At 64.5% G+C, this 6,000-nt stretch carries 8 protein-coding genes; all 8 read right to left on the reverse strand.

Translation table 11 applies throughout. The features are described 5' to 3' along the window. Window positions 1-105: 105 nt before the first annotated feature. Window positions 106-396, reverse strand: a complete 291-nt coding sequence (locus tag AWC19_RS12710; protein WP_085078418.1) for a hypothetical protein — start codon at window positions 394-396, stop codon at window positions 106-108. A gap of 3 nt (window positions 397-399) precedes the next feature. Continuing rightward, window positions 400-963, reverse strand: a complete 564-nt coding sequence (locus AWC19_RS12715) for a hypothetical protein (RefSeq protein ID WP_142281137.1) — start codon at window positions 961-963, stop codon at window positions 400-402. Between the two features lie 649 nt (window positions 964-1,612). After that, window positions 1,613-1,870 (reverse strand): hypothetical protein, encoded by a 258-nt coding sequence (locus tag AWC19_RS29095; RefSeq protein WP_142281138.1) that lies wholly within the window; start codon window positions 1,868-1,870, stop codon window positions 1,613-1,615. A 46-nt stretch (window positions 1,871-1,916) separates the two neighbouring features. Further along, entirely contained in the window at window positions 1,917-2,177 is a 261-nt protein-coding gene (locus AWC19_RS12720; RefSeq protein WP_085078420.1) for a hypothetical protein, read from the reverse strand. A 222-nt stretch (window positions 2,178-2,399) separates the two neighbouring features. Continuing rightward, entirely contained in the window at window positions 2,400-3,434 is a 1,035-nt protein-coding gene (locus AWC19_RS12725) for an AAA family ATPase (RefSeq protein ID WP_085078421.1), read from the reverse strand. Further along, window positions 3,431-4,084 carry a DUF2742 domain-containing protein gene (locus tag AWC19_RS12730; protein ID WP_085078422.1) on the reverse strand — a complete coding sequence of 218 codons (654 nt, stop codon included), beginning with the start codon at window positions 4,082-4,084 and terminating at the stop codon, window positions 3,431-3,433. The genes AWC19_RS12725 and AWC19_RS12730 overlap by 4 nt, the downstream gene beginning before the upstream one ends. A gap of 96 nt (window positions 4,085-4,180) precedes the next feature. Beyond that, window positions 4,181-4,366: a helix-turn-helix domain-containing protein gene (locus AWC19_RS29100; protein WP_158090862.1), complete on the reverse strand. Its 186-nt coding sequence runs from the start codon at window positions 4,364-4,366 to the stop codon at window positions 4,181-4,183. Window positions 4,367-4,564: 198 nt separating this feature from the next. Continuing rightward, window positions 4,565-5,677: a tyrosine-type recombinase/integrase gene (locus tag AWC19_RS12735; RefSeq protein WP_085078423.1), complete on the reverse strand. Its 1,113-nt coding sequence runs from the start codon at window positions 5,675-5,677 to the stop codon at window positions 4,565-4,567. Window positions 5,678-6,000 lie beyond the last annotated feature (323 nt).

Here is a 6,000-nt window from a genome sequence, read left to right on the forward strand (position 1 = left end):
GCATGTGGGTGAGGGACGCAGCCCCGGGCGGACGAAGCGGCCAGGCCCAGACCGAAGGCCAGGAGGAAACCTTCGCGGAAAGCATCTGAAACCAGGCCGTGTCAATCACGCTGTCACACGCCTCCTTTGCGCAGCAGCGGCCAGAGCCTGCGCCTCTTCAGCCTCAGCCCTTCGGGCAGCCGCGTCGAGCCTCGCAGCCCGCGCCGCCTTCCTGGCGTCAATCCTCACTTGTAGCCGCACGCTGCTCCGCCGCTGAAATTCGCACGACAGCAGGTAGCGCAGCCGCGCTGAAACCGTGTCGCAAAGCTGCGTGATCGTCTCATCCGAGAGCCGCTGCGGCACCGGCACTTCCAGCAGCAGACGTTGCGGGACGCCAGCGTTCTCGCCTGTGGCCATGAGCTATTGGGCGGTCGTGCTGTACGGCCTGCCGTCGTAATCGTCGGCAGTGATGGACGGGCTGTACGGGTCCACCAGCTCCGGCGCGGGCGTCCCAGCCGCGAAGGCCTTGACGAGCGAGTTGTGGCCCTGCCTCAGCGCGGCCACCCGCTTAGCTTTGAGGGCGGCATCAGCGCGCACGTCATCGGCACCTGGCACCCGTTGCGCGCGAGCACCATTCAACCAGCCGGTCGGAACGCCACGGCTCGTCAGGTACGCGCCCAACTCTTCAGCGATGACCGGCAGTTCCGACTCCGGCGCGTTCTTCACCAAGTCACGCGCTGCCGCACCGACTTTCGCGCCGTCACTAATCGAGTCGAGTACGCGCTGGGTGCGCGCCCACACCCGTTGCGCCGCAATCTGACTCGCCACATCATCACCGACGTGCTGATCCTCAAGCAGGTCATCGACCTTGGCCTGGGCTTCGTCTGCGTGGGCTTGCGCAGCGTCGAGGGCTTGCGGCAAAGCCGACGCCGCATCCGACAGCGCGAAGAAGTTCGCCGAGTCGCGTCGGTCCTCGGGACTCACGTTCGGACTGAACGACCGCTGCCAGGCGTGGTATTGCTCCCGTGCGGCTGCCTGCACTCGGGCAGCGTGCTGTATCGGGTCGCTACCACCGACGGCGGCCTCATCGAAGGATGGCAAAGCGGGCGGGAATGCGCGCTGGTGGGGCCTGGTCGCAGGCTGCGTCATGGTGTTCCTCCTGTGCGATAGGACTTTTCGCCAGCCTAACCCAGAACGGCGCGCATGTGGGGAGCCATTCCGGTTGTGCCGCAAAGGAATTCCTTTACGCCTATATCGTAGCGGGCCGCTGGCTGAGCCCGCCGATTCCCGGCCCTCAGTCCCGGCCCTCAGTCAACGCCGATGTCCTTTGGGTCGATGTCGATGACGTTGCTGTCGTCCTTCGCTGAGTCATTTTGACTGAGTCGCGGCGCTGGCACCACGAGCGGTTGCCGCGCAGCCCCGGCGCATGCCAAACTGCGCATATGTCGTATGAGGCAGTTCATCGGGAGGCGCGGAAACGATTGGGCGCCTGCTGTTCACGCTGCCGCTCGACGCGGCGGCTGCAAGCCGCGCTGCGGCCAGATGCACGGCCGGAGAACCTGCGCCTGGAGCCACAGCGGAATTGCTGGTACAGCATCTGCGTAGACGACTATCAAACGCTCTGTGCTCGTTGTCATTTCAATATGGACCACAGGTTACGCACCGCGCCAGCGAGATTCGCACGAAAATGCCGGAGCGCGCCCAGGTGCAGGGAATGCGGCAAGCCGCTCATGTGCGGCCAGGCCGGAGTACATCTCTCGTGTGCGATGGTCGCCGCGTCCTGAAACGGCGCCGGACTGATGTTGATGCCGGAAGCCGCAGGCGTGGGTGTGACCGGCACAGGCGTCGGGACCACGTTCGGCGTGACCGGCGAGACGTTGGGTGTGACCACCGGAGCACTGAGCCATATGGCTCAGTGACACGCCATCGCTCCGTTGTCATCGTGTCGAACGGCCCTCCCCGCTCGACGCCTCGTCAGCCCTGGCAAGTCGAATGCCGAAGACCTCGCAGCCCAGCTTTTCGAGCCCCTGGACCACCGGCACGGCATAGCGGGGGCTGACCTCCCACACCTTGCGTCGCGGCATCCAGTTGCGATGCGCCTTCGGCACTGTCTTGAGAAACGCCACCACCTCAGGGCCGTAATCGAAGCTGACCTCCCACCAGTCGTCTTCTAGCTGCTCGAAATAGACCTCAGTCATGCGATCTTTTTTCTGTGCTAATTGTGTTTGCTAGAGACCCGCTTCGCGGTGGGTGCCCCCAGGGCACTGACACAACTGGCACGACAGGCACAACTGGGCGTGACCTGCGGGTTTGTTTGGCACCACTGTGGCACCACTGGAAGGCCAGTCGTGCCAAGTGTTTTCCCAGTTCAGCCCCAGTTGTGCCAGTTGTGCCAAGGTATTGAGTGCTGGCGCGACTGGTCATTGCGGTAGCTCCCAAAAGCTTTGCCGGGGAAACCCCTTCTCGCGGACAACCACGCGCAGCTTCTCCCTTGCGCGCTGGATCGTCCGAAGCGAGTGCCCCTCCTTCTGGCCCGCAGCCTTGACATCACGGGACCGGCACGGCCCCTCCTGCATCAGGTAGTCCTCAAGCCAGCCCTGGACCTCGCTGAGCGTGCCGTCCTTATCGTCTTCACGCTCCGACAGCAACTCCGCTGCGCTGCGCAGGCTTTCACCGACCCACTGGACCCGCGCCACGTCAAACAGGTCATCCGGTACAAGCCGGTAGCTCAGTGAAGGCGGCGCTGCCGCGAGGTTGTTCTTCAGCGGCGCAAGCACCCTCAGGTCGGCGTCGTCGGGATCGGTGGCGAGCACCAGGCCGACGCGGGCCGCGCCCACGATGCCGATAGAACCGCCGCCGCGATACAGCGCATCGCCCTTGCCCTTGTTCAAGTGCCGCAGGAGCAGGATGGTGCAGCCTGTGGATTCGGCCAGCGCCGACAGCCTAGCCAGGATTTGGCGCACGTCCTGGTCGCGGTGTGAGTCCACCCCTGTCGGTATGTATGCCATCAGCACGTCGATGATGACCAGGCGAGCATTCGTGGCAATAATGGTGTCACGTAGCTGCGCGATGTCACCCAGCGTCGGCATCCGCATCACGTCCGGTTCCTGCTCGCTGATCGGAACGCCCTGCACCGCATGGATTCGGGTCACGTCGGCTCCGGCTGCGTCCAGGCGCGGCCGGATGGTGTCAGCGAGGCCGTCCTCGGCGGACATCAGGATCACGTCGCCGGGGTACTCGCAACTCGTTCTGTCAGGCCACAATCCGCCGGTCGAGACCATCGCCGCGAGCGTCAGCGCCAGCGTTGACTTTCCGACGCCAGGGTCACCGTCGAGCGTGACAAGCTTGCCCATTGGTATGCGTCCTGGCCATAGCCACGAAACAGGCTCCGGCGCAACGTCGGCCAGCGTGACCACCGAGAAGCTGCCTTGCGGTGCGAAGCCGTTGCCGGTCATACGATCACCCGCCTGGCCCAGGTGTTCGCGGCGGCGGCGAGCGTCGTGGACGCGTCGCGTGCGCTCCGCCCCATGTCGTTCGCGTCCGTGGCCGTGGCGAGCGTGGTGGTGGTCAAGTCGTGCGGGGCGTCCACGACGTTCGCGTCCGTGGCCGTGGCGAGCGTGGTGGTGGTCATGTCGTGCGGGGCGTCCACGACGTTCGCGTCCGTGGCCACTCGCCGTAGAAATGGTCGCCGCTCGTAGAACTCGGCGCGGTCGCGGTTGGCCTTCGCAATGGCCGTCCAGGCCGCGGCAGCCGCAACGGCTTTCGATGCCGCCGCTAGCTCTTCCTGTGCCGTGTCCACTCGGAGCGCCCAATGCTGAGCCGCATCGAAGACAGCGGCGATCTTTTCCGGGTGGTCGTCGTCAAGCGCGCACCAGGCCGGTGTTCCGACCATTGGGAACTGTTGCACGCCAAGCTGGGTCAGCATACGGTCGCGCCATAGATGGACCTCCCACCAGGAGACGGCCTGCGACCCTAGTCGCCACGACGTGGTGGTATCGTGGTAGTTGCGAATCGCTTTCGTGTTGTTGGGGTTGGTTGAGCGTCGGGAGTCGTGACCCGGCGCTCCTCCTTTTTCGGGGTCGGGTGGCACGTCTTCGAATGACATTGTCGGGGGCGACCTTTCGTGTCATTGCGCTCCGTCCTCTCTTCGGATGCGGGGTTGGGTCGGAATGTGTGTGCGCGTCCTGCCGCTTGGTCTGCCCTAGTCGCTGTGGGTGGGGACGAACAGCGCCTCTAGCTCATCGACGCGGACGAACACCTGACGGCCACCTGCCACGCGGTAGCCCTTCAGGCGTCCTTCCCGAATCCACTGGCGCACAGTCGAATAGGGAATGCCGTATCTCGGGTGGACATCTTTCAGTGGGATGGATACCGGCTTGCTGCTCACTGGGTTCCTTCTTCCTCGGTGGTGCTGACCCCTGCTGGAAAGCTGCTGGCTGGCAGCGTCCAGCGCGCCTCACCGAGGCTACATCCAGGGCTAATGCCGAAAGATGCTGCGCCATCAGGGATATTGACAATATTCGAGAAGCCGCTCCCCTGGTCTTCCCTGGTCAGAGGTCTATTGTGATCTTTGTCACACTTTGGGCTAGGGCGCGTCAGTGGCCAAAGCCGATAGGGCAGCGGCGATCTCAGCGTCCCTACCGGACACCACGGACTGATAGATCAGCGAAGCCCTGACGGTGGAGTGACCCAGCCGCGCCATCGACTCCGCGAGGTTGCCGACGCGGGCGACCTGTGTTCCAGCGAAATGTCGCAGGTCGTGGATGCGCAGGTCGTCCCGCCCAATGTCCTTGAGCGGCTTGGCAATTGCGTCTCTAAACACCTTATCGTTGAGGTGGCAGCCTCCGCGCTGCGGCGGGAACACCAAGCCCCCAGCGCCTTTCTCCGCGAACACGTCGAGATGGTGCTTCAGGTCGGTGCGGATGTGCGGGGGGACCACGATAGCGCGGGGCTTGCCGCTCTTCGGGGTGTCGATGCGGCACTCGCCCCGGTGGGTGGCTCCGCGCCCAACGTACATCACGCCGCCGTCCAGGTCGATGTCCCGGCGGCGCAGTTCGATTAACTCGCCCCACCGCACACCGCACCAAGCGCTCACCAGCACAGCCGCTTTCAGCCTCTCCGGTACAGCATCGGCCAGGGCGGCGACCTCGGCCACCGACAGGATGACCGGCTCGCGCTTGCGCTGCGGGTTCATCACGCGCTCGATCTGGCAGGGGTTCGCCTGCAACAGGCCGTCCTTGACGGCGGTAGCCAGGACGGCGTGCAGTAGCCCGTATGCGTGAGAGTTCCGGCGGGTGCGCTCGGTGCCCAGGCCCGCATACCAGGAACGCACCCGGTCGGCGGTCAGGTGGTCGATGGGCAGCGCGCCCAGCTTCGGCTTGATGTGGTGGGTCAGCAGCGACTCGTACATGAGCCGTGTGCGCGGCTTCACCGGCCGGTCCTTGATCCACTGCGCCGCGTACTCCCCGACCGTGACTACTCGGGCTGTGCGGGCCGCTGCCCGCTTGGCCGGTGGGGTCCAGGTGTCCAACTCGATCAGCTTGCGCTCGTCGGCCAGCCAACCCTCGGCGCGGGGCTTGGTGGAGAAGGTGACCGGCGCGTTGTGCCGCACTAGGTCGTGGACATACGAGGCCTGGAAGCGGCCGGACGGCAGTTTGCGGATGTGGCCCCATCCTCGACTGCCCTTGGTGCAAGCCATGTGGTTTCCCCTTCGTGCGATCCTCGTGCTATCTCCTACAGTACCTGCCAGCGATTGCCATCGGAGCTAGCGAACTATCGCAGGGGATGAAGTGCCTGGTAGATGGCTATTTTCGCAGGTGGTCGCACATGGCCAGATTCGGGCGGCCGACTAATTCGAATCCTGCCGGGGGCACTTTGCTGTGAGTGTGTATGACCTCGGTTGATGCGTGACGTTTTGTCTTCGGGTGATGCCTGACGGTGTTTTGGCTGATGGTTGACAGTTACTTCGGTTGATGCTTGACACTCCTTCGAATGAGGGAGTTAACCGTGGCCGAGCAGAGG

Source organism: Mycobacterium palustre (assembly GCF_002101785.1).
In the GTDB taxonomy this organism is placed as follows: domain Bacteria; phylum Actinomycetota; class Actinomycetes; order Mycobacteriales; family Mycobacteriaceae; genus Mycobacterium; species Mycobacterium palustre.